The sequence below is a fragment of the Longimicrobium sp. genome, assembly GCF_036388275.1.
Classification (GTDB): Bacteria; Gemmatimonadota; Gemmatimonadetes; order Longimicrobiales; family Longimicrobiaceae; genus Longimicrobium.
Map to the genome: position 1 here is coordinate 55,398 of NZ_DASVSF010000053.1, position 23,856 is coordinate 79,253.

Below are 23,856 nucleotides of genomic sequence, written 5' to 3' on the forward strand. Positions count from 1 at the left end.
GCACCAGAAGGACACGCAACTCTACGGAAAATATGGTGACCTTGGCGTCCGCATTCCACACCTTTGTGGCGGCCATGTACCGACTATACATCTGTGGGATCGCTGTGCAACAGCTTGACGCGATCCCGATAGGTTTCCGTTGCGCGGTAGACCACCCCGTATACAAGCACCGTAAGAACACCGCTGAGAATCGGCGCCACAGGGTTTCGGTAAGTCACGAGGTTGTCAATCAACAGACTGATCGGCGTGAGGAGACCGAGAGCAGCAAACACCCACGCTAGAAGAACAAGCGCAACTGGACCATCGCGAAGCAAACTTAGATGATGATCAAAGCTGGGCGAGGCACGAAAGCGGAAGAATGCCACCCCCCCAAGCATCGTAAGCGTGGAAAAAATACCTAGCAACCCACCGAGAGAGCGCAGTTCTTCCCGACTATGACCTGAGCGCCACCCGTCGACAACATCCCCAATACTCCCAGAGATAGCGTATATCGTCTCGTCCCAGTCCGCTGCGTCGTTCCCGCGCCGAACCTGAAGAACGATTCGGGTCGGTATGTACTGCTCCGATGGACGCCTGAGCTCTTGACCAAGTTGTTCGGCGAAGAGCTTGTAAAAGGCTGCTTTAGGGTATCGTCCAGTTCCGGTAGCAAGCGCCGGAAGGATCACGGTCTCGGGCGTCTGCCGCCGAGGAAGATCTTGAAGTCTCTCAAAAACCTGGTTGAGGGCGACACGGAGGTGAGTGGTGAGGCAAGCACTATAATCACCATCCGACAGCTCACCAGCAGGCTGCCAGTACGGAGTACAATGGCCGCGACCGCCAGCGCTCCGGTACACGATCAGCGCCGCATTAGCCACCCATGATACATTAAGATCCTCATGATAAGGACCACGACACCTCTGGATGCGAACCTCGCCAACCTGAAGAAGGTGTTCAGGTGAGGGGTCGATACGACAGCCGTACCCAATGTGGTAGCTAATTGACTCAGGGCTACCACGACTCATGATCTCGTCGACCGAGTTGACCAGCAGTGTAGATCCACGAACAGCATTCGACCACAACCCGCTGGGTTCAATGCCATCCCGAGTAAATTCTCCCTCCGCAACGAAGATTTCGACTTCCTTTCCGTTGTCGGCTCGGAAGGTTGCGAGATGCACGACCGCGGCAGGTGATGCCGAACCAACATCATCAGTTGCACCTTTCAGGCTTCGAAACATGCGCTGCCGGACCCCTTCGCCAAGCGCTACGGCCGGTGTCGGGACCTCCACCCACTTTCGAGTGGTCGCTTCGAGAAAGCGATAGCCGACTGCACAAGTGACAACAAGAAGCAGGAGGAAGGAAAGTAGCTGCTGCCTAGTGGGAGCGGATCGTTCCATGTGAATATCAAGCTGCTGAGATAATGTGTTCGCTCAGCATCCGAGGATGCACCGGCAAAACTCTTGGCTAAAGGCTGCGACAACAAGTACGCCGGAACGCTTGTCGTCCCTCCTAGCCGGCTCTGACGTCGCGTCCACGAGATGTGAGCGATCTCCGCTTACATCAATTGGTTCGCCTGAAAATGCCGATGACGTAGGCGTACTACGTAGTCTGGAATTCCGCAAACGCGCAAACGTTTCAACGCGATCGCCTCGGCAGCAGCACATTCCCGGCTCAAGTGCTCAAGAGCAAAGTTGGCATCTACGGAATTCCCGACTAGCCATCTGATCGCGCCGCACGATTCACTGCGGCTACGGGTTCCGGGTCTCTACGACGTGCGAGACGGCGGACCACCTCAACCGCACGCGCGCAGCCTGGTCCCGTAGACCGAACGCCCCGGCGGCGGCTTCCGCCGGATGCTCTCTGCGCACGACTATAGAATGACAGTTCCTAGCGCGTGTCCGCTCGCGTCGCGGCTGCTTAACGTCCCCTTGATTGCATCCCAGCGGATGCGAAGGTCCCCTTGGGAGCCGCATCGAAATACTACGACCTCGTCGTTTGTGCCGTTGGGGTTCGTCCTGTCGAACAACGTGCAAGACTGCCATCGATGGGATGCTTCGATGATCGACATCCTTGGTCCGCGCTCGCCGGCCCAGTCTTCGAACCATTTGCGGTACGCCGCGGATACTACTGGAGTACCGGGGCCTGTGAGTGTCACAGGCAGCGGGTGCTGGGCGGTTATCGTAAATACGGCGGCCGAATCCTGTGCAACGGCAACTCTCGGGATGCCGAGCGAAAGGACAGCACAAATGGAGATAAATGCGAGTGTTTTCAAGATCGTGGCTCCGTCCAAGGGATGAGATCACGCGGTCTACTTAGACTCGCGCGTGCGAGTCACGACTGATCGTGACCGGAAAAGCCTAATCCTGCGTAGCTACTCGCGCATTGGCAGAACTGCCAATCTTGATCCGGCACGCTACACATGGTTCGCATTCCGAGCTTTGGTTGAGCGGCGGAGATTTGTCGACGGTGTTGCGGTAGACCAGTGACAATACGATAGTTGTGGTGGTTGTAGCCCGTGAATGGTTAGGTACGCCAGCCCTCCCGTGCACATCTTGGCAGCCCATGTCGATCACCCTGTCGTCCGCTGACGTCGCAAAGCTGACTCGGGCGATCCAGTTGCTTGTTTCTCCCCTGGATTTCGAGAGTGTCGACAACTGGCGTTCGGCCGTAAATCGTGGTTTGGGCGACTTGTTGTGCGCGGACTCGGCTGGGTTTCTGCTTCCGGTGAATGACGGTCTTGCGATGTACAGTGACCAGCACGATCCGAAGTCGCTCTCGGCGTTCCCGGAACTCGAGCCTCCGCGTCTGGCTGATGGGCGAACTGTTTGGGAGGAGGGCATTCGGTGCGGCGTCACGTCGCTTGAGATGCTTTATGGACCGGGGTACGAACTGTTTCGCACGAGTGCATATTATAATGAGTACGCTGCGCCCAACGGAGCGCACGATACAATTGGCGCAACGGTTCCCCTCACCGGGTTGGGTTCAGACGCAAACGCGGTTGCTAGCCTGCATTTCTGGCATGCGCGTCCGGTAGGCCGGCTCTTTGGAGAACGCGAACTGGCGCTCCTTCGCCTTCTCTTTCCTGCCTTTCGCGCTGGTGTCGAGACTCAGGTGCGCTGGGATAGGTGGCGCATAGACCTGCTCCGCAGCTTGGATACCCTTGGCCAAGCGGTAATGGTTTTCGATTCCACCGGTCGGCCTATCCACCAAACCCCTGCACTCACTGGAATGCTCGCGGACGATCCAGAAAGCACAGTCTTAAACTTAGAACTGCAGGTGGTGATGAACAGCTTGCGCAGTGCCATGAGAATTCGGGGCTACACCGATGGACCCTTGGGCGCCTGCGCTTCCGTAATACATACAGGTAAGGCACGCTATGCAATCCGCGGGTCCTTGTACGGAGGCCCGCCCTCCGGTTCCATTGCATACATGCTCGTGTCTCTGGAGCGGCGCTCGCCGATCCGACGACCAGACGCGGAGTTACAAGCCGTTTTTGGCCTCACTCGAGCAGAGATCCGCGTTGCGGCGTTTCTGGCAGAGGGAAAGCCGAACGTGGAAATTGCAAGGGCGCTCGGCGTTACAGCACACACGGCCCGGCGCCACACCGAGCGCGTCTTGCAGAAGATGGGCATCCACTCGCGGGCACAAGTTGCTGTCTGGATGTACTCCTAACTATCAAGTAGAATTCGATGTTGACTTTTAGCGCCTCCCGCAAGCTGGCGTGCTAGCGCGCAACGACGATGTACGTAGGCTGCGCGGGTGCAGGGGGATCCGTCCAATCGTGGCTGGCGTGACCTACGCTTTCCTTGACCGCCGCCGTGCAGCAAAACAAGCTAGGCGGACGACGTGCTACCGTGGGCCACTTAGTACGTGGGGTCTGCTTTCCTCGTCAGGAGTGTGACTAGTGCCGACGCCAGATCCAATTTCGAATGTGGCCCCGCGCCTGTCGCGAAACCCGCTTGGCATCATCGCCCTTTTCATAGTGATGATCTACGGCTTTGCTTCTCTTGTACTCGGGATTGCCGCCAAGGCGCTTACGCAACACGAACGGTGGCCGCTGATTGCGTTCCTTGTCTCGTTCCCGGTGGTCGTGCTTTGGACCTTCTACATTTTGGTCAGCAAGCATCACCACAAGCTCTATGCACCGTTCGAATATCCTACTGAAGTAGTTCCTAAATTATTTATCGTCCCGAGTATCCCGGTTCCTACATCGAATGAACCGATCACTCAAACACACATCGCGCTGACATCGACTTGTTGGCGCGCCCCTAAACACGATTCGCGGTTCCCATACCCCGTGTATAGGTTCGATGTCGTGGTAGTCGGCGCGGATTCAGTCTTAGATCGCATAGAGCGCGTAGTGTATCACTTGCCTCCAGCGTGGAACGAATTCGGCACTGAACCCAGAGCTTTTCAGGAAAAGCAGAAGCGGTTAGATCGATTTAGACTTGAGGACATCACGTTTTCTGACCTGATAGTGCACGCGGATGTTTACGTACGGGAGCAGAAGGAGCCGGTGACACTCTCGACATTTGTGCAGCGATCAGAAACCGGGCATCGATTATGATGCGTTGAGGCACGCTTCCGTGCCTAGTCCGCCGCAATCGCCACCCCCGCGCTTGCGCACGCCCCTACCATGAACCGTTATCGCAGCACCACACCTGCGGTACATCTCACGGAGTATCTCGACTTGATGTCCCTAATACCCACATTGGCCCCAGCTTTTTCAACGAAGGGTCGCGCCCAATCGAGCGAGCGCGGGAACGGCGCGGCCTTGAACGCCTCGGAATCACAAGGAGGACAAGGAGGATGAACATCTCCGTGCCCTCCGTGAAGCCAGGCAGTTCCTGCGTACGTGACGGATCTCCCTCCCTCAACTCACATCAGCTCAGAACACGCAGCCGGTGCGGGGCGGGATGGCGATGACCAGGGCGTCACCGTCGCGGCGAGGCGGCGCGCAGCGGCCCAGCACGTCCGCGCCCAGCTCCGTGGCGGGGATGCGCACCTCGGCGGCGGTGGTGTCGTTGTTCAGCGCCACCACGGTGGCCCCGCGGCGGTACACGTACTGCTGGTCGGCCACGTGCAGGTTCACCAGCGGCCCCTGGCGCAGCTCGCCGCGCTGGGCGCGCAGCCGCAACAGCGCCTGCACGTGCGCGAACGTGGCCTGCTCCTCGGGCGTGCGACCCGACGCCTGGAATGCGTTGCGCGGGTCGCCGGGCCACCCGCCGGGAAAGTCGCGGCGGTTGTGGGGGTCGCCGCCGCCCGGCATGCCGATCTCGTCGCCGTAGTACAGCAGCGGCGTGCCGCGCGTGGTGAGCAGAAACGTGTACGCCAGCCGCAGTCCTTCGTGCGAGGCGCCCTGCTCGCCCATGAAGCGCGCCACGTCGTGCAGCCCCAGGAAGGTCACCATGGACTGGGGCTCCTCGTACAGGTGGTCGCGCCCCAGCATCTGCGCCACCTCGCGCAGCGGCTTGCCTTCCACGAACGCGCGCCGCAGCGGAAAGAACAGGGGAAAGTCGAAGAGGGCGTCCACCCCGTCGTCGATGCCGTCCCACCGTGAGCGGCCCCCCGTAAAGAACGCCACCGTGGCGGGATCGCCGTCGAACACCTCGCCCACCACGCGCATGGTGGGGTGCTCGCGGCGGATGGCCGCCATCCACTCGCGCCAGAAGGAGCGCGGCACGTACGGCCAGGTGTCCTGCCGAATGCCGTCGATGCCCGTCATCCCCGCCCACCACAGGGTGTTCTGGATGATGTAGCGGGCCACCTCGGGGTCGTTCTGGTTCAGGTCCGGCAGGATGTCGACGAACCACCCCTCCAGCACCGGGCGGCGGATGTCGGGCGTGGCGTGCGGGTCGGCCAGCGCCCACACCTGCCAGTTGTTGGACAGGTGCCGCTCCGCCGTGCCGTTGTACCAGGTGGGCGTGGGCGAGTCGGTGACCCAGGGGTGGTAGGCGCTGGTGTGGTTGGCCACCATGTCCAGGATGATCTTGATCCCCTGCGCGTGCGCCTCGTCCACCAGCCGCCGCAGCGCCTGCATGTCGCCGAAGCGCTCCTCCACCGCGTAGTAGTCGATGGCGTGGTAGCCGTGGTACGCGGTCGTGGGCTGCCCGTCGTAGACTTCCTTGGTGTCGAGCGTGTTGGTGTTGTCGTAGATGGGGTTCATCCAGATGGCGGTGATCCCCAGGTCGCGCAGGTACGGAAGCTTCTGGCGCACCCCCTCCAGGTCGCCGCCGTGCCAGCGGCGCGCGCCCGCGCGGTCCAGGATGCCGCGCGACACGGACGGCTCGTCGTTGCGCGGGTCGCCGTTGGCGAACCGGTCCGGCATCAGCAGGTACAGCACGTCGTCGGGCCCGAAGCCCTGGTAGCGCCCCGTGGCCGGCAGCGCCGCCGACACGGTGAACGGCACCTGTGCCGCGCCGCCGCCGGTGCGCAGGGTGAGCGGGTACCGCCCCGGCGCCGCCCCGTCTCCCACGGTGACGTCGACGAACGCGTACGTCCCCGCCGCGTTCACCTTTACCTCCCCGCACGCCAGCCGCGGGCACTCCATGCGTGCACCGCCCAGGTTGCGCCCGCGGATGAGCAGGCGCACGGGATTGATGGAGTGGCCCGCCCACCAGTCGGGCGGATCTACCTTGACCACCTCCGGCGCCTGCGCGTGTGCGGAACCGGCGATCGCGGCCGCGGCCACCGCGGCGAGCAGACGGAGCTTCATGGGGTCGTTTCCAGGGATGGGGGATGGAGCGAGCGGCCGTCTCTGCCCGCAGCGCGCAATCTGTGCACGAGCCGCCCCGTCCGACAAGGCGGGGCAGACCCGAGCGCTCGATTGCAGCGGCCCATCCCCGCGCGGGCGCCGTCTACCTCACCGGCAGCACGTTGTCCGCTGAGTTGCGGTCGATGTAGAAGTTGTAGGGGTCGATGCCGGCATGCGTCGGCTTGCGGTCGGTGACGAAGCGCAGCACCTGGCGGCCGGAGCGGATGGGGTGGCGCTCCAGCAGGACCACGTGCGACGCGGCGAACGCGTCCCGGCCGGGCTCGGCGGTGAACAGGCCGATCTCGATGCGCTCGGCCAGCGGCGTCTCCGTCTCCCCACCCTTGCCATCGGCGTAGAACTTCTTCGCCAGCACCGGCACCGTCACGTCCCACCGGCCATCCGCGCGGCGCACCGCCGTGGGCGCCGTCACTTCCAGGTGGTACAGGGTGACGCGCTCGAAGAGGTCGGTGATCAGCGCCTGCTCTTCCGGCGTGTTTGCCTCGGCGCGCAGGGCCGCGACCAGGTCCAGCGAGCGGGGGAACGGCGCACCCTTGAACGCGTAGCGGGTCAGCAGCGTTCGCAGCGCCCGGTTGACCCTGTCCTCGCCCAGCCGCTCCTGCAGCAGGTACATCGCCATCGCGCCCTTGCGGTAGGTGACATGGTCCTGCCCCGTCACGCGCGTGAGCGTCGGTTCCTCCCCCGCCGAATACTCCCGGCCCTCCAGGTAGCGGTCCAGCTCGTATTGCAGGTAGCGGCGCATGTAGTCCTTGCCGCGCAGCTTCTTCATCACCATCTGCGCGGAATACTGGGACAGCGTCTCCGAGAGCAGCTCCCGCCCCTCCATGTCGGCGCCGACCACCTGGTGCGCCCAGTACTGGTGCGCCAGCTCGTGCGCGGTGACGTACGACACGTAGTCGATCGTCTCCGGCGCGTCGAAATCGGCGGCGAAGCCCACGTCCTCCGAAAAGGGGATGGTGCCGGGGAACGCCTGCGCGAATTCGTGATAGCCCGGGAACTCCACGATCCGCGCGTGGTCGAACGGATAGGGGCCGAAGTTCGCCTGGTAGTAGTCCAGCGAGGCCGCGAGCGCGTCGAGCATGCGCTCCACGTTCCACCCGTGCGCGGGATGATGGTAGACGGCCAGGTCCACGCCGGTGTGCAGACGGTGCTTCTCCGCGTAGCGGGCAGACTGGATGGAGAAGCGCGGATGGATCGGCACGCCCGAGACGAAGCGCGCGATGCGCCTGCCTCCGCGCACCACGTCCGACACGTTGTTGCCGGGCGCGAGCGGCGTCTGGTCAGCCGAGGTGGACACGGTGATGTCGGACTTCGCCCATCCACGCCCGTACGTGGTGTTCGCCGTCGCGGCAAGGTCTTCCAGCTTCGCGACGCCGGGCGCCTCCGGCAGGCCGTACCGGCGCCGCGTATCGGGATCCTGCAGCAGCCCGGCGCGGACCAGGCCGATGGTCGGCATCAGGTGGGCCTCGGTGAGGAAGGTGCCGTTCTCCACGAGCCGGGTGAAGGTCGGCTGGTTGCGGAAGCCGCGGATCCAGAGCCGCGTCTCCCACGCCATCACCCGCTCTTCGCCCGGCTGCATCGGCCGGTCCAGGCGATAGATGCGGTAGCCGAACCGCGCGTCGTCGCTGATCAGCCGCGCCCCGGAGATGGTCGCGCTCGCGAGCTGCAGGTCGCCGCCCAGGACGCGGACGTGGATGTCGGGAATCGGCTGCGACGTCAGGTTGCGGAGGCGGTAGCGGCCCTTCGTCACGGCGCGGCGCTCCTCCGGGTAGAGGGCGACGTCCAGCGTCAGGTCCACGATCCTCGGGTGAGCCAGCTCGGCGTATCGCCCGTACTTCTTTTCGAACGCGGCCGCGTGGGCCTCGTTCGCGCCCTGCGTCCGGTAGTCGTTGAGGACGTCGGTGTTGTAGAAGGCGTAGGCACCCGTCGCGGTGAACGTCAGCAGGGCCGCGGCGGCCACCCATCCCGCCGCACCCGCCAGGCGCCGCCGCGCGAGCCCCAGCCTGGGCCTCAGCCGGATCTCGGTGCCCCGCCTCCACAGCAGGTGCGCGGCGACGAGAAGCAGCACGGCGAACGCGCCCCAGTACACGCGGAAGGTCCACGCGCCCACCCAGAACGAGCCGGCGCCGTTCATGTCCGTAAGCGGCATGCCGGGCGTGCCGCCGTACAGGAAAAGGTTGTGATCGACCGTGGTGTTCAGCTGCTGCCACGCCAGGAACACCACCATGATCGCCCATCCGACCGCCTTGTGCGGGCTGACCGCCTGGACGAAGATCGCCAGCGCCGCCAACAGCAGCATGTCCCACGTTCCCGGAAGCACGTGCCAGAGCAGGTACTTGCCCAGCTCCAGGTGCGTGTATCCCAGCGAGAGCTGCAGGACGACGGACGCGGCGACGCTCGTCAGCAGCATGGCCATCAGCACCAGCCCCATCGCCAGCGTCTTCGACACCACGAACACCCAGTTGGGCATCGGCGCCGCGCCGACCAGCTCGTGCATCCTGCGGTCGCGTTCGCGCCAGACGAGCTCGCCCGCGTAGAAGATGGCCACGATCAGCGGCGTCATCCCCATGCCGTCGGCGATCTCGGGGATCATCGAGAGCGTGGTGGGATAGGTCGGGCGGCCGTCCGGGTCGCGCTGCGTGGTCAGCACGAGCACGGTGATGTACAGCCCCCACGCCATCAGCACCACGAAGGCCGGGCTCAGCACCACCTGCTTGATCTCGAACCGCGTGCGCATCCACAGCATCGCCCGCAGCGCCGCATTCCCGTGCCGCGGCGCGGGAAGGGACACGCGATCCGCCACGGGCGGTGCTTCCACGGCCTCTCGTCCCGCGAGCTTCTGCATCTTCCGCTCGCGCTTCGACATCCCCTGGTCCGCGAAGCGGTAGACGGCGTGCGCGAGCGCCAGGCAGCCGATGGCGATCGCGATCCAGAGGAGGCGGTTGTAGAGCAGGGCGCCGCCGAACTCGGGGAGCGTCACGTTCCGCTCGGCCACCGTCCAGTACCGCGTGGCGTCGTTCAGCGCCCGCCCGCCGAACGGGTCCGCGAGGGCCGCCGCCGTCTGCAGCTGCGGCCGGTCGGCGAAGGCGCCCTCCAGGACGAAATAGGCGGAGACGAAGCCGATGACGCCCAGGTAGGAGCCCATCATCGACCGCGTGATCGTCGCCAGGGCGAAGAAGACGGCGGAGTGGACGAGGATGTTGGGCAGCCCGACCAGGAAGTAGCCGTAGAGCTGATCGAGGAGCCGATAGGGTCCCACGGTCGCGGGATCGGCCCACGGCATCAGCGATCCCAGCCAGATCCCCAGCGGCACCAGCAGCAGGCAGAGCGCCGCGACGGCGAACGCGCCCAGGAAGCGGCCGGCCAGGTACTCGAACTTGCTGATCCGCGTGGACCGCATGATGGGCCCGTAGCCGGTCTCGTCGTCGCGGATGACGGCGTTGGCGACGAAGGAGGTGGTCACGAACATGAAGAAGATCGAGACCATCAGGTAGTTCCGCAGCGTCGCGAAGGCCGCATTGTGCAGGAGGCCGCCCTCGGAGCCGAGTGGAAAGCCCATGCTGATGGAAACGAAGTACAGCGCGAAGACCGCCGCGGCGGAGACCCAGAGAAGCGGGTTGCGCAGCAGGTAGCGGAATTCGAAGCGGGCGATGTCGATGAGCATCGTCTTGCCTCAGGCCGCGCGGCGCGACTGCGCCAGCGTGGAGAAGTAGACGTCCTCCAGCCCGGCATCCACCGGGGCGAAGCCGTCGCGCGGATCCTGGTCGGCCAGCACGTGGACGATGGTGCGTCCGGCGAAGAGGCGCGTGGAGAGCACGTCGTACCGCTCGCGGCACGCGGACAGCTCGCCGCGGTCGATCACCTTCCTCCAGATTCGGCCGCGGGTGCGGAGGATGAGGTCCAGCGGCGCCCCCTCCAGCTGAACGCGCCCGTCCGCCAGCACGGCCATCCGCGGGCAGAGGTCCGACACGTCCTCCACGATGTGGGTGGAAAGGATCACCACCACGCTCTCGCCGATCTCCGCGAGCAGGTTCAGGAAGCGGTTGCGCTCCTCGGGATCCAGCCCGGCGGTGGGCTCGTCAACGATGATCAGCTCCGGGTTGCCGATCAGCGCCTGGGCAATGCCGAAGCGCTGCCGCATGCCGCCGGAGAAGCCGGCCAGCGACTTCTTGCGGACGCTCCACAGGTTTACCTGCTGCAGCAGGCTTTCGACCGTGGCCTTGCGATCGGCCGCGGAGGCGACGCCCTTCAGCACGGCCATGTGATCCAGCATCTCGTACGCGGAAACGCGCGGGTACACGCCGAAGTCCTGCGGCAGGTAGCCCAGGGTGCGCCGCAGCTCCTCCGGCTCGGCGATCACGTCCACGTCGCCGAAGCGGATGGCGCCCTCCGTCGGCGTCTGCAGCGTCGCGACCGTCCGCATCAGGGTAGACTTCCCCGCCCCGTTGGGTCCGAGAAGGCCGTACATGCCGCGCGGGATGGACAGCGTCACGTGGTCCAGGGCGCGCGTCCCGTTGGCGTACACGTGGCTGACGTCGAGAAGGTTCAGCATCGATTCTCCAGGAAGGGCATCGGCGGGCGGCAGGTGGATGGAGAGCGGTCCGCGTCGGCGATCATCCGCGCTCGATCAGGCTGATCGCAGCGGTGATCGACTCGCTGCCGCAAAGCTGCAGTGCCGTATCGAGTCTCGGAAGCCGCCATCCGCTGAACGGCAGATTGGGACGGTCGAATGGAGAATGCGGAGGTCGCCGGCACGCCTGGGGGGCCCGAACACCCCGGCCCAGGTGTGGCGGGAAACGCGTCGCTGAAAGCGTTCGAGATCGGGCCGCGTCACGCGTGCGAATGACCGGCTGCCGGCAGCCAGCAGCGGCGCGGGACCCGCCTTAGCCGACTTTGCGCGCCCGTCGCGAACGTATACATTTGGAAGCCTGCTCCAGGGAGGAGGCCACGTCACAAAACGTCTGAAACCTCCCTCGTCGCGCTTGCGTTGGCCACCGCCGCCGCGGACGCGCAACGGGTTCGCAGGACTCGCCCCACCAGCACCATGACTCGGAGGTCGCTTTGCGCCGTGCCCCGCTGCTCCCCGCGCTCGTCGCCGCGCTAGTCGTCGCCTGTGATGGCGGCGCGCCGGTAGAGCCGACGCGGCCGGTCCACCTGACCTCCGTCGATACGCTCCGTCCCGGGCAGATCGTCCAGGTCCGCGGCTCCGGCCTCACCAGTCTGCGCTCGCTCCTGGTCGACGGCGTGGCGGCGACGGAGATCGTCGCCCATTCCGACACCGTCGCCGAGTTCCGGGTGCCGTCCATGCGCGCCTGCGAAACCGACATGCGCGCGGTGAAGGTGTCGGCGCAGGGATCGGCGCCGATCGGCGCGGTCGTACGCGTCCCGCCGAGCGTCTCGCTGCGCCCGGGCGAGTCACGCGTTCTCACGGAGGACGACCTGCGCTGTCTGCGCCTCCCGGCGGCCGACGAGGACTACGTGCTGAGCGCCGCCAACCTCGCCATGCCGACGGCGGAGGTGGAGTCCCCGCGGATGCTGGTCTCCGTCCGCCTTCTCGGCACCGGTGACGCCACCGCCCCGACGCTCGCCTCGTCCGACGCACGCGGACCGCTCGCACCATTCTCCGCACCCGGTGCCGGCACGCCGCTGGAGCCCGCGATGCCCGAACGGAGCGCGCTGACGGGCACCTACTCGCAGGCGCCGGTACCCTTCGATCCGCGCTATGCGACGGCGGTCGCCGGGGACACGCTGCGCTTCGTAGACTGGCACTCCGGGAAGCCGGGAATCTGCCATCTGCCGGCGGAATCGGTGCCCAGCTTCCCGGCGAAGGTCGTCGCCGTCTCGGGCCAGGTCGTCGTCGTCGTCGATCTGCGGCACCCGTCGGCCGCGGCGTTCCTCGACCCGGCGACGAACGGCTGGCTGCGCGATGCGGCGGCGATGGCCAACCGATGGCTGCTGCCGACGATGCGCTCGGTCTTCGCGGACGACTTCCGGCCTCCCGCCGGGGGCGGCGGCCGCTTCTACGTGCTGCTCGGCTCTCTCTCGATGGGCCTTGGCTTCGCCTACGACGGTCCGCTGCCCACCGTGAACGTCGCGAGCCAGGTCCACTGCCCGCGCGCCTCCGAGATGGTGGTCAGCCTGCACAGCGCCGATCGGTTCGCGCTGCCGCAGAACCAGAACGCGAGCTTCGTGGCAGGGGTGTTCCTTCACGAGTACGCCCACAACGCCGACCTGCTGACCAGCCGCCGCGACCGCACGGCCAGCATCCTGAACGAGGGGCTGGCCACGCTCGCGCAGGAAACGGCCAGCCGCATCGCCTCGGGGCAGCCGCTCCACGCGCGTCACTCGGGTGTCGGCGGCGACGCACCGGCGAGCTTCGAAGGCGCGCTCGGCATGTGGGGCACACAGCCGGCGCTCGGGCCCTGGCAGAGCAACGGCCGCTACGGCGCGAATGCGCGCATGCTCCTCTTCCTGCGCGAGCTGGCGGGCGAGGCATCGGTCGATCACGGGCGCCGGCCGACGCTGTACCAGCGCCTCATCTACGCGCCGGTCGACTGGCTCGATCGCCCGGCCGTCATCGCCCACATCACCTCGGTCCTCGGCATCGGCTACGCCGACCTGACCGACCGGCAGGCGCTCGCCAGCGTCACCGCCGGGCTCATCGACCCGGGCGTCGTGCACGACCTGCCCCGCTACACCTCGTGGGACCACTCCGAGCGTGCTCGCCTGTCGGGCCCGCTTTCGGCGGGTTTTTCCGGCCGCGCCAGCCGCCGCGCCGGCGGCGAACACACCCTCGCGGCCGCGGACGGCGGCCACGCGGCGCTGTACCTGATGGGAGACGGGCCACGCGGGATCTCGCTGGAGCTCGTGTCGATGGCGCCGGCGGCGCGCATCGTCCGGCTGACCCGGCTGCGCTGAGCGGCTGCCCCGGTGGCTACCCAGGCGAACAGCACGCCGCGCGGCGGAACGACGGGACGGCGCGTTGGGTACGCTCCGCCGTCGTTCGTACCGGCGCGTGCGCGAGCGGGGGCCTGGGCTCCCTCGTGTTGCCATCCACAATTAGTTGACTTAATCTGACGGGACACTCGTGAGGAGGTACCACCAATCCCGTCGTACGGACGAGGACGCCGGCCGACCGTCCGGCCGTGTCCTGCAGAACGCTCGATCGAGGCAGCCGGCGGATGAAAACGACGCGGTCACGCTCGTGATCCCGGGCACTCACCCTCCACCAGGAAGATCGTATGCTCAACCGTCGTAAATTCCTCGGAATCGCGGCCGGCGCCAGCGCCGCGGTGGCGCTCACGCCGCGGCTGCTCCGTGCACTCCAGCCGGGCGCAACGCTCATTCAGCGGGCTATTCCGTCCTCCGGTGAGACGGTCCCGGTCATCGGACTCTCGTTCTCGAACCACGCGGGGTGCGCGGATCCCGCCGCGCTCAAGGAGGTCCTCAGGACGTTCGCCGACAACGGCGCCCGGGTCTACGACGCGCAGCATGGCAACGCGGCCGCGGAGCAGTTCCACGCCGCGGCCGCGAACGAGCTCGGGATTCAGAACCAGCTCTTCTGGTCGACGCGGGGTACCCCCCCCGGCCCGGCGCAGCTCGGCCCCGGCGCCGTGAAAGCCCACGTCGACACGCTGCTGGCGAGGCTCAGGGTGGCCCGGCTCGACCTGGTCATGCTGCCCCCCCAGGGCGACCCGATGCACCTCGCCGCCCTGAAGGAGGAGAAGGCGGCGGGCGCGTCCGGTACATCGGCGTGCAGGTGATCGCCGACGCCGTGTATCCCCAGCTCGAGGCGGTCATGCGCAGCGAGCCGATCGACTTCATCGGCGTCGACTACGACATCGGCAATCGCGCGCGCGTCGAAGACACGATCCTGCCGCTCGCCCTGGAGCGGAAGATCGGCGTGATGGCGTTCTTTCCCTTCGGCAACGCGGGGGGAGCCAGCTGCACCGCCAGCGGCACCAGTCTCTTCTCGCGCGTCGCCAACCGCCCCCTTCCGGCATGGGCCGCCGAGTTCGACGCCCAGACCTGGGCGCAGTTCTTCCTCAAGTACGTCATCAGCCACCCGGCCGTCACCGTGGCCCGTGTGGGAACGACCAAGGCGACGCACATGCTCGACAACATCGGCGGCGGCATCGGCCGGCTGCCCGACGAGGCGACGCGCCGGCGCATGGCGGAGCTGATCGACTCGTTTCCGCAGGCAACGCTCGCGGCTCCGCCGCACGCCGGCCACGGGCCCCCGGGCTCGCTCGTGCTGCCGGCGGCCGTCCTCGACCGCTACGTGGGCGAGTACAGGACGTCGGGCGGGACCCTCCTGAACTTCCGCCGCTACGGGACGATGCTGGTGGCGAAGGTGGGCAGCAATCCCGACATCGTCATCTACGGGCGCTCGGAAACCCGCTTTCAGCTGGGCCGGGATTTCATCGAGTTCCAGCTCGACGGCACCGGAAAGGCCACCGGTCTGATCCATGAGCAGGGCAGCCAGAAGGTCCAGGCATCACGCATCCGCTGAGAAGAGGAAGGATCGGAAATGAACAACCGTCAATCCACCGGGATCGCCGCAGGTGTGCTCGCGCTCGCCATGGCGGCCGGGCCCTTGGAGGCACAGGCACCCGTGCGCGTTCCCAGGTCGGTGCTCGAGCGGTACGTGGGCGAGTATGGCCAGGACGGGAACACCATCAAGATCCTCCTCCAGGGAGACACGCTGATCCGGGAGCAACCGGGACAGCGGCATGCCTTCGTGCCAATCTCCGAAACCCTGTTCAGGATCGGCGCCATCCTCACGACGGAGTTCGTGATCGACCCGGCGGGCGGGGTGACGCAAATCGTCAGCGACGGCGTGGGCTTCGAGGCTCGGCTCCCCCGCAAGGGGTCTCCCGCGCCGCCGCCGCCGCCACCGCCCGCCGCGGTGCGTGTTCCCAGGCCGGTGCTGGAGCGGTACGTGGGCACGTACGAATACATCCCGGGGCAGATGGGCCGAAACGATCTCACCGTCGTGGTCCGCCTCGAGGGAGACACGCTGATCCGGGAGGGAACGGGACCGGCGGCGATCCTCACGCCCATCTCGGAGACCCGGTTCAGGGTGGGCGACACGTCACTGGTGACGGAGTTCGTGGTCGACGAGGCCGGGGTGACGCAGGTCATGGGCACCGGCTTCCAGCAGCTGCTGGCCCGTCTCCGGCCGCAGCGCTGATCCCTGGGAGGGAGACGAGCTCGAGATGACCGCCGTCCTCCAGCGCTTCACGGAGGTCCGCCGGGAAGAGGCCGCGCCGGTGCTCGCATCGGCGCTCTCCTTCTTCTTCATCCTCACCGCCCTGATGGTGCTGCGGCCCGCACGGGAGGCGCTGGGGATGCAGCGGGGGATCGAGGCCATCCGCTGGCTCTTCGTGGGCACGGCGGTGGTCACCCTCGCGGTGAACCCGGTGTTCGGGGTGCTGGTGAGCCGCTTCCGGCGCCTGGTCTTCATCAACGCCACCTACCTGTTCTTCGCCGCCAGCCTGCTGGTCTTCTACGCCCTGCTGGTGATGGCGCCGGCGGCCATCGGCGAAACCAGCGGGATGGTCTTCTTCGTCTGGTTCAGCGTCTTCAACCTGTTCGCCACCATGGTCTTCTGGGGCCTGATGGCGGACCGCTTCTCGCTGGAGCAGAGCAAGCGGCTCTTCGGGGTGATCGCCGTGGGAGGCACGCTGGGCGCCATCGCCGGCCCCTGGCTCGCCTCGCGGCTGGCGGAGCCGCTGGGGACCGCCGGGCTCCTGCTGGTGGCGGCGGGTTCGCTGGGGCTGGCGGTGCTCTCGGTGCGGGCGGTGGCGCAGCTGCAGCCGGAGCACGCCCGCCCCGCGGCCCTGGACGACCCCGAGGCGTCCCCCGCGGTGGACGAGCGCGCGGTGATCGGCGGGAGCGCGTGGGACGGGCTGCGGGCGGTGTTCCGCTCGCCGTACCTGGCCGGCGTCGCGGGGTACATGCTGATCCTGGCGGTGGTCGCCACCTTCATCTACTTCACCCGCCTGCAGATGGTGGCCGCGCTGGGCGAGGACCTGGACATGCGCACCACGGTCTTCGCGCAGATCGACCTCTACACGCAGATCGCCACCCTGGTGCTGCAGGCACTGGTGGCGGGAAAGCTGATGAAGCACGTGGGCGTTCCGGCGACGCTGGCGCTGCTGCCGGTCACCGTGGCACTGGGCTTCCTGGGGCTGGCGCTGGTGGCCTCGCTGGCGGCGCTGGTGGTCTTCCAGGCGGCCTTCAACGCGGTGCAGCGCGCCATCATGCGCCCCGCGCGCGAGACGCTCTTCACCGTGGTGAGCCGCACCGACAAGTACAAGTCGAAGGCCTTCATCGACACCTTCGTCTACCGCGGCGGCGACGTACTGGGCGCGCAGGTGGAGGGGGTGCTGGGGCGCCTGGGGACGGGGCTCCCGGCGCTGATCTCGGTCTCGGTGCCGCTTGCCGTGGGCTGGGCCGCCCTCGGCGCCTGGCTCGGCCGGCGGCAGGAGCGGCAGGCGGAGCACCGCCCCGCGGCGGCCCCGGCCGAGACCCCGGCGCGGGCCGGGGTGGGCGCGCTCTAGCTCACCAGGGTACCCATCCCTCACGCGTCACCGCCGGGCTCATGGGCCCGGGCGCCGCGCACCGCCTGCCGCGTCGGCGGCGAACACACCCGCGCGCGCGCCGACCGCAGCCGCGCGGCGATCGCGTTGTCCATGAAACGCGCGCAAGAACGTTGATGGGTGGATCGTTCGCCGCGGCTGCATTCCGCCCACATCCGCTCCGGCGCACGACCTGTTTTCGACCTTCGATGACATGCGCCGCAGAGGCGTTTGAGAGCGCCGCGTACGTACAGCCTCCTTGGAGCGCATGAATGAAATCGGCAAAGGCAGTCGTCGCGGTAACGCTGGTGGCAGCCGCGGTCCTCGCGTGCGGCACGAGCCCGGTTGAACGGACCGGCGGTCCGCACCTCACGCTTTCCCCGGACAGCGTCGTCCTGGGTGTATCCGGATCGTCTGCGCTGACCGCCACGGTACGTACCACCACCGGGGCGATCCAGTACGTCACTCCGCAGTACGTTTCACGTGACCAGAGCGTGGCGACCGTAAATGCCGACGGGGCGATCAGTGCGGTGGCGGCAGGCTCCACCTATGTCGTCGCTACGCTCCCGGACCGCCCGGACGTGCGTGACTCCGTGCGCGTTCGCGTGCACGCCGATTCCTGTGCGGGTGCACGGCCCGATTTCGGCGGGGTGGCCACCGCGGAAGACCGGGCCCTGTTCGCGTACGACGCCGATGCACCCCTGAACCTGCAGAAGACGGTCGAATCCACGAACGACGGCGTGGAGGTCAGCAACGTATCCTTCAGCAGTCCGGACGGCGGTCTGGTGACGGGAAAGATGTGGGACCCGGTCACGCGGCCGGGGCTGCGCCCCGGCATGGTGCTCATGCACGGCCTGCCCGGCAATGCGAGCTCCATGACGGCGCCGGCGCAGAACTACGCACAGCACGGTGCAGTGGTGATCGCGATCGATGCGCCCTGGAATCACCGCGCGGCACCGCCCTACCTGACGTGGACCGACCAGGATCGGGCCGAGCAGATCCGGGTGGTCAAGGACCTGCAACGCGCCGTGGACGTATTGCGCTCACGTCCCAACGTCGACGATGGCCGCATCGCCTACGTGGGCTTCAGCTGGGGCGGCGCGACGGGTGCGCTGTTCGTCGGCATCGAACGGCGCCTCAAAGCGGCGGCGCTCGTCGTTGGACACGGCGGCCAGGTCACGCTCCACACCGATCCGGGAGGTTTCAAAGTTCCCGGGTTTACGTGTGCCAGACGTGTCGCCTGGATCCGAGCGATGGCACCGATCGAGCCGATTCGATTCGTTGGGCATGCCAACGTCCCGCTGCTGCTGCAAAACGGGACGCTGGACCCCTTCATCCCCGTTGCCAATGCGGCGGAGCTGCACGCAGCCGCACCGGAGCCCAAGACGATCCGCTGGTATGAAACGGGGCACTCACTCGGTCCCCAGGGGCGGATCGACAGGCATGAATGGCTGAACGGGCAGATCGGGCTCGACCCCCTCATCCCGGCGAGCTGATCGCCCCCGGGGAAGGAGCGCGGCCACGCAGACGCGGCCCTGCGGCCCGCGGCGTGAAGTGCTTGCCGGCGCACGAACGATGAGTCGTACGTCCCACCCGCTGAACACGGAGAACCCGATGCGGATCGTTGCTGCCCTGGTCCTGCTGGTCTGCGCCGCGTGCGGCGTTCGCGAGCCCACCGTACCCGGACCGGCCGCCACCCAGGCGGCGGCGGACTCGGCGTTCGCGGGCACGCTCCGCGCGCGGCTCGAGGCCGCCACGGCCGCCGGCGAGTTTTCCGGCGCCGTGCTCGTGGCCCGCGACGGGCGCACGCTGTTCGAGGGCGCGTACGGCCTCGCCGACCGGGAGCGGGGCGTCGCGAACACGCCGCTCACGCAGTTCCGCGTGGGGTCGATGAACAAGATGCTGACCGGGGTGGCGGCGCTGCAGCTGGTGCAGGCGGGGACGGTGCGCCTCGACACGCCGTTTGGCACCTATCTCCCGGACTACCCGAACGCGGAGATGGCGCTGAAGGTGACGCCCCACCACCTGCTCACCCACACCGGCGGCACGGGCGACATCTTCGGGGCGGCGTTCACCGCGCACCGCTTGGAGCTCCGCACGACGGCGGATTACCTCCGGCTCTACGGCGCGCGCGGCCTGCGGTTCGAGCCGGGAACGCAGTGGGAGTACAGCAACTACGGCTTCCTGCTCCTGGGCGCCGTCATCGAGCGGGTGGGCGGGACCAGCTACTACGACCACGTCGCGGCGCGCGTCCTCGCGCCGGCGGGGATGACGGCCACCGGCTCGGCGCCGGAGGACTCGCTCGTGCCCGGGCGGGCGGTCGGCTATACGCGGCAGGTGGTGCCGGGCCAGCTCGTGTCGAACGCCCCCACGCTGCCCTACCGCGGCACGCCGGCGGGGGGCGGGTACTCCACCGTGGGAGACCTCGCGCGCTTCGCCGTCGCGCTCAGGGAGCACCGGCTCCTGGATCCGGCGCACACGGCACAGCTCCTCGCCGGGAAGGTGGAGACTGGCCCGGGGACGCGATATGCCTACGGGTTCGTCGACCGCGTCGTGGGCAGCCGGCGTTTCGTGGGGCACAGCGGGGGCGCGCCGGGGATGAACGGGGAGCTTGCGTTCGAGCCGAACGGCGGGTACGTGGTCGTCGTCCTGTCGAACCTGGACCCGCCGGCCGCGGGACAGGTGGCGGCCTTCATCCTCCCCCGCCTGCCGGCCTCCACGCCCTGAGCCAGGACGCAGACACCCGCAATCGCAGCGATGAACTTCCCTGGAGAGTGATGATGAAAATGGCCATCTCGCTGTCGGCTGCATCCCTGGCGGCTGCCGCCTCCCTGGCATGCGCCAAAGGGCCGGTCGATCAGGGCGGTGATCCGCAGCTCACGCTTTCCGCCGACAGCGTCACCGTGGATCTGGGCGCGTCTGCTTCGGTTACCGCCATGGTACTCAACACCGGTGGGACGGCACAGTTCGTTTCGCGCGACCCGGGCGTGGCTGCCGTGAGCGCCAGCGGCGCGATCAGCGGCGTCGCGGTCGGCTCCACGTACGTGGTCGCGACCCTCTCCAGCCAGCCGGACGTGCGCGACTCCGTTCGCGTTCGCGTGCGGGTCGCGGTCGCCGGCGAATGGGGGCAGCGCGCCGGGTTGATCGTGAACAACTCCGAGTTTGCCCTCGCCGAATCGAACGGCAAGATCTACGTCCTCGGCGGTTATCCCCCGAGCCGGCAGACGGCCCGCACGGTGCAGATCTACGACATCGCGAGCGACACCTGGCAGCTTGGACCGCAGCTCCCGCAGCCTAACAACCACGGGATGGCGGCGGCCGTCGACGGGAAGATCTACCTGATCGGCGGCCAGACCACGGACAACCAGGAGGGCGCCACGGCGGTCAACACGGTGTACGAGCTGGATCCCGCGAAGGGTACGTGGGTCGCGAAGGCGCCGATGCCTACGAAACGCAGCGGGGGGGTGGCTGTCGTGCACGCGGGCAAGATCTACGTCGCCGGGGGACGCGTGCCGCGCGGAAACGACTTCGCCGTCTACGACCCGGCGGCCGACCAATGGGAGGTGCTGCCGGTTCTGCCGAGCCAGCGCAACCACATCACCGGTGCGGCGATCGACGGGCGCATCCACATCGTCGGCGGACGTCTGGGCAACGGGTTGTCGCCCCTGAAATCCGATGCGCACGAGGTGTTCGACCCCCAAACGCGGACGTGGACCACCGCAGCCCCCATGCTGCGCGGCCGCAGCGGGATGAACGGGGTCATGGCCAAGGGGTGCTTTCACGTCTGGGGCGGCGAGGCGCCGAGCGGCATGACGCCCGACCACGACTACTACGATCCCCGCACCAACACCTGGTCGAGCCTTCCCGACATGCCCAAGCCCGTTCACGGGGTCGTCGGGTCGGCCTTCGTGAACGGCCTGATCTGGGCCGTCGGCGGCGGCACCGACGTCGGCGGTGGCTTCGGCAGCCTGCTGAACCAGACCTACCGCCCGGTCGTGAGCTGCGAATGACGCGCACCGCCGCCAGCGGGCGCTGAAGGACGCGGCGGGAGACCGGCCCATGGTGCGCATCCGTGCACGAGCGGCGGCGATCGCCGCCCTGTGGAGTGCCCTGGTGGCGATCCCCGCACCGGCGGCGGCACAGCACGAAGGGCACGGCGTTCCGGCTGCCGGCGCGCAGGGGGTGCTGACGGGAACCGCCTCCTGCGCCGAAGGAACGCCGTCGAGCGGTGCCGTCGTGCAGCTCTTCCACGGCAGCGGCCCCGGCCGTCACCTCGTGGCGGCGTCCGTAGCCGATGCGGCCGGCCGCTTCAGCGTGCGCACCGGCGCCGGCACGTACACGCTGGAGATCGGCTACCCGGGGCAGGAGCCGCACCGCCGGCAGGCAACCGTTGCCCACGCTCCCGTGAGCGTGGGCACCGTGCGCATCCGGTGCGGCCCGCTGGGGCTGGATACGCTGATGGTGCGCGCGGAACGCGACGCGGTGCACCTGCGCAGCGGCGCCACCGTCGTGGCCGCGCGCGCGTCCGCGGCAGTGGGCGGCAGCATCGCGGACCTCCTGCGCACGGTTCCGGGCGTGGAGGTGGATGCGGAGGGGCGCATCAGCATGCGCGGCAGCACGAGCGTGCTCGTGCTGATGAACGGGCGGCGCATCCCGCTGACGGGTGAGGCTCTCACCGCGTTTCTAGGCCAGATGCCGGCGGCGGCGCTGGAACGCATAGAGGCAGGCACGACCATCTCCGCACGGCACGACGCCGATGGTGCCGCCGGTGTGGTGAACCTCGTCTTTCGAGATGATGCCGCGCGGCGCACCGGCATGCGCTCCCTGGCGGGGTCGGTGGCGACGGAGGACCACTACATGGGCTCCGCCGCCGCCAGCGGCAACGTGGGCCGCATCCTGAGCTGGGACGCGATGTACTCCCTGTCCGGCATGCGGCCGCGGACGGACTCGAGGACGGCGCGCTGGAGCCTCGTGCCCGGGGACCTCCCGCTCCAGACGGACGAGGACAGCCGCGCTCGTGCCAGGCATCGCCTGCACTCCCTCCTTGCGGGTGTAGCCGTAACGCCCACACCGAACATGTCCCTGGCGCTGCGCGGCGCGTACACCCGGATGGACGGCGCGTACCGGAACAGCACCGCGTTCGTGTACACGAATGCGGCGGGCAACCGGGGGACGAGCGCGACCAGCAGCCTGGTGGAGCACGTGATCCCGGCGGCGGAGCTGAGCGCCGTCGCACGCGTGGATCAAGGGCGCGTCCGCTTCACTTCCGAGGCGCGCACCAGCTTCGTGGATGAGGATTTCCGCGGCGGCTACGATGACGAGGATGCGGGCTATCGGTACATGACCACCGCCATGGACTCGCGGCAGCGTGAGCACGTCCTGCGGAACGACCTCGGCATCCGCTTCCCGGGGATCGATCTGGGCGTGGGGCAGGAATCCCGGTTCCGCACCCTCACCGCCGCGCACGATGAGACCCACTTCGACGCAACCGTGTCGCAGGCCTACCGCTACGAGACGGACGTGCACGCCGGCTACCTCGCCGCGCACCGCTCCACGCGCGGCATGCGTGCGGAGGCGGGGCTGCGCGTGGAGGCGGACCGCACGTCCATCCGGCTCGACACCGCCAGCGCGCGGACGGCGGTGCGCGTCTTCCCCAGCATCAGCGGCGAATGGACCGACGCCCGCCGCGCTCTCGTGTACCGGGTCGCGTACGGCCGCCGCATCCACCGGCCCGGGGCGGAGATGCTGAACCCGTTCTCCATGGCCGAGGACGAGATGAACGAGGTCATCGGCAATCCGTTGCTGTTGCCTGAAGTCTCGGACCAGGTGGAGTTCGGCGTGGAACGGCACGGCTCGCGGCTGACGCTGCAGCTGACGCCGTACCTTCGCTGGACGCGGGACCCCATCCGCCCGCTCATGGCGCCGACGGCAAGCGGCGGCTCGACGACCACGCTGATGAACCTGGACCGGACGCGAGCCGCCGGCGCCGACGCCAGCGTGCGCGCACGGCTGGCCGGCGGCACCGTCTTGACGCTGGCGGGAAGCGTCGCCCACATGCGGACGACGGTCGACACGTTCAGCAGCAGCGGCGTGTACGCCACGGCGCGGCTCACCGTCGATCTGCGGCTGGCCGAGAACACCACCGCGCAGCTCTACGCATACCGCCGGAGCGCACAGACGATCGAACAGGGGGAGATCCGGCCGGCATTCACCAGCGAACTCGCGCTGACGCAGCGGCTCGCCGGCGGCCGGGGGCGCGTGACCCTGCGCCTCGACGACCCGTTCCGCAGCGACCGCCTCGAATTCCGCGTCGCCGACGCATCCTTCACGGAGGAGAGCCGCCGGCGAACGGCGCGGCCGCTACTGTCGCTTTTCGCGTCCTACGCGGTAGGTGGTGCGCCGCGGGAAGATGCGCCCGTCCGAACGGAGGGTCCCGCCCGGATCTTCTGAGGCAGTGAAGTGACCGTCAGCGGGCGATCATCAGAGCCCCCGCCCGCCCACGCACCATCGACATAGCAACCCATG

The 23,856-nt window shown here is 67.7% G+C and carries 15 protein-coding genes; 11 read left to right on the plus strand and 4 right to left on the minus strand.

The window, feature by feature from the left end; all coding sequences use genetic code 11:
• Positions 1-83: 83 nt before the first annotated feature.
• Complete coding sequence (locus tag VF632_RS10635; RefSeq protein WP_331022861.1) at positions 84-1,373, minus strand: hypothetical protein; 1,290 nt, start codon at positions 1,371-1,373, stop codon at positions 84-86.
• A 1,165-nt stretch (positions 1,374-2,538) separates the two neighbouring features.
• On the opposite strand from VF632_RS10635, the gene VF632_RS10640 reads away from it, so the two are divergent.
• Together VF632_RS10640 and VF632_RS10645 are read left to right on the plus strand one after the other, a co-directional pair.
• Positions 2,539-3,648 (plus strand): helix-turn-helix domain-containing protein, encoded by a 1,110-nt coding sequence (locus tag VF632_RS10640; protein WP_331022862.1) that lies wholly within the window; start codon positions 2,539-2,541, stop codon positions 3,646-3,648.
• A 232-nt stretch (positions 3,649-3,880) separates the two neighbouring features.
• Positions 3,881-4,543 carry a hypothetical protein gene (locus tag VF632_RS10645; protein ID WP_331022863.1) on the plus strand — a complete coding sequence of 221 codons (663 nt, stop codon included), beginning with the start codon at positions 3,881-3,883 and terminating at the stop codon, positions 4,541-4,543.
• A gap of 321 nt (positions 4,544-4,864) precedes the next feature.
• Here the strand turns inward: VF632_RS10645 and VF632_RS10650 are convergent, their stop codons facing one another.
• From VF632_RS10650 to VF632_RS10660, 3 genes are all read right to left on the minus strand, one after another.
• Entirely contained in the window at positions 4,865-6,691 is a 1,827-nt protein-coding gene (locus VF632_RS10650) for an alpha-amylase family glycosyl hydrolase (protein ID WP_331022864.1), read from the minus strand.
• 142 nt (positions 6,692-6,833) lie between these two features.
• The gene (locus VF632_RS10655; RefSeq protein WP_331022865.1) at positions 6,834-10,412 is read right to left on the minus strand and encodes a M1 family aminopeptidase; all 3,579 of its coding nucleotides are present in this window, start codon (positions 10,410-10,412) and stop codon (positions 6,834-6,836) included.
• 9 nt (positions 10,413-10,421) lie between these two features.
• Positions 10,422-11,300, minus strand: a complete 879-nt coding sequence (locus VF632_RS10660; RefSeq protein ID WP_331022866.1) for an ABC transporter ATP-binding protein — start codon at positions 11,298-11,300, stop codon at positions 10,422-10,424.
• A 509-nt stretch (positions 11,301-11,809) separates the two neighbouring features.
• Between VF632_RS10660 and VF632_RS10665 the strand changes: the two genes are divergently transcribed.
• The 9 genes from VF632_RS10665 (at position 11,810) to VF632_RS10705 (ending at position 23,781) form a co-directional block, all read left to right on the plus strand.
• Positions 11,810-13,666 carry a hypothetical protein gene (locus VF632_RS10665; protein ID WP_331022867.1) on the plus strand — a complete coding sequence of 619 codons (1,857 nt, stop codon included), beginning with the start codon at positions 11,810-11,812 and terminating at the stop codon, positions 13,664-13,666.
• Between the two features lie 323 nt (positions 13,667-13,989).
• Positions 13,990-14,511 (plus strand): hypothetical protein, encoded by a 522-nt coding sequence (locus tag VF632_RS10670; protein ID WP_331022868.1) that lies wholly within the window; start codon positions 13,990-13,992, stop codon positions 14,509-14,511.
• Positions 14,508-15,260 (plus strand): hypothetical protein, encoded by a 753-nt coding sequence (locus tag VF632_RS10675; RefSeq protein WP_331022869.1) that lies wholly within the window; start codon positions 14,508-14,510, stop codon positions 15,258-15,260. The genes VF632_RS10670 and VF632_RS10675 overlap by 4 nt, the downstream gene beginning before the upstream one ends.
• 18 nt (positions 15,261-15,278) lie before the next feature.
• Positions 15,279-15,941, plus strand: a complete 663-nt coding sequence (locus tag VF632_RS10680) for a hypothetical protein (RefSeq protein ID WP_331022870.1) — start codon at positions 15,279-15,281, stop codon at positions 15,939-15,941.
• A 25-nt stretch (positions 15,942-15,966) separates the two neighbouring features.
• On the plus strand, positions 15,967-17,313 hold the full coding sequence (locus VF632_RS10685; RefSeq protein ID WP_331022871.1) for an NTP/NDP exchange transporter: 1,347 nt from the start codon (positions 15,967-15,969) through the stop codon (positions 17,311-17,313).
• Positions 17,314-17,603: 290 nt separating this feature from the next.
• Positions 17,604-18,827, plus strand: a complete 1,224-nt coding sequence (locus VF632_RS10690; protein ID WP_331022872.1) for an alpha/beta fold hydrolase — start codon at positions 17,604-17,606, stop codon at positions 18,825-18,827.
• A 118-nt stretch (positions 18,828-18,945) separates the two neighbouring features.
• On the plus strand, positions 18,946-20,058 hold the full coding sequence (locus VF632_RS10695) for a serine hydrolase domain-containing protein (protein ID WP_331022873.1): 1,113 nt from the start codon (positions 18,946-18,948) through the stop codon (positions 20,056-20,058).
• A 50-nt stretch (positions 20,059-20,108) separates the two neighbouring features.
• Positions 20,109-21,341 (plus strand): Kelch repeat-containing protein, encoded by a 1,233-nt coding sequence (locus VF632_RS10700; RefSeq protein WP_331022874.1) that lies wholly within the window; start codon positions 20,109-20,111, stop codon positions 21,339-21,341.
• Positions 21,342-21,390: 49 nt separating this feature from the next.
• Positions 21,391-23,781: a TonB-dependent receptor plug domain-containing protein gene (locus VF632_RS10705; protein WP_331022875.1), complete on the plus strand. Its 2,391-nt coding sequence runs from the start codon at positions 21,391-21,393 to the stop codon at positions 23,779-23,781.
• Positions 23,782-23,856 lie beyond the last annotated feature (75 nt).